General features: G+C 36.9%; 1 protein-coding gene. It reads right to left on the reverse strand.

Going from position 1 to position 688, the window contains the following annotated elements; translation table 11 throughout:
- Positions 1-56: 56 nt before the first annotated feature.
- Positions 57-332, reverse strand: a complete 276-nt coding sequence (locus JC606_RS23255) for an HU family DNA-binding protein (protein ID WP_063524878.1) — start codon at positions 330-332, stop codon at positions 57-59.
- Positions 333-688 lie beyond the last annotated feature (356 nt).

Consider the following 688-nt stretch of genomic DNA (forward strand, 5'->3'; position numbering starts at 1 on the left):
TTAGCCATGACTGGCTTAATTATAAGCAGATACACAATTTAAATTACAGGCTCCATTTAAGCGTTGCATTCCGCCTTCAGTTTTGTTCCAGCTTTAAATGTCGGAACTTTTGCCGCCGCAATCGTTATTTCTTCACCTGTTTTCGGATTACGCCCTTTACGTTCAGCACGCTCGTTAACTCTAAATGTACCAAATCCGACCAGCGCAACTTCATTACCATTAGAGAGCGCATGGCTCACACTTTCCATAACAGCTTTCAAAGCCTTTTCAGCCTTCGTTTTTGATATATCCGCTGACAGCGCAATTTGATCAACTAGTTGAGACTTATTCATATGCTATTTTTCCTTAAATAGTGGTTTCACTACTTATTGTTTAGTATCTGCTGACAATTAATGCAAGAACAAAAATGGAAATTTCTAAATATAGCCCAACACTCGATCTGTATGTTTTATATACAATTTGTATTATAAAAGTGCCAAACATAAAATGTAGTTCTATGATATTTTTGGCCTATTGTGAGTTTGTCTTTTATATAACAACCTAACCTTATAGTTAGCCCTGGTATAGAAATCAGGAAAGGTATGAAGTCAATATTTTCTTTGCACCAGTAGAAATCACTCTATCAGTGTAGAGGGCGTTGTTGCCTAAATCCATTGAACCTTTTCCAAGTCCTGCGATCTGATCCTTT

The organism is Vibrio sp. IB15 (assembly GCF_016406055.1).
Taxonomy (GTDB): domain Bacteria; phylum Pseudomonadota; class Gammaproteobacteria; order Enterobacterales; family Vibrionaceae; genus Vibrio; species Vibrio chagasii.

Bases quoted from the DNA above. Each gene is read 5' to 3' on its own strand.
- JC606_RS23255 (WP_063524878.1), bottom strand. From the start codon at position 332: ATGAATAAGTCTCAACTAGTTGATCAAATTGCGCTGTCAGCGGATATA.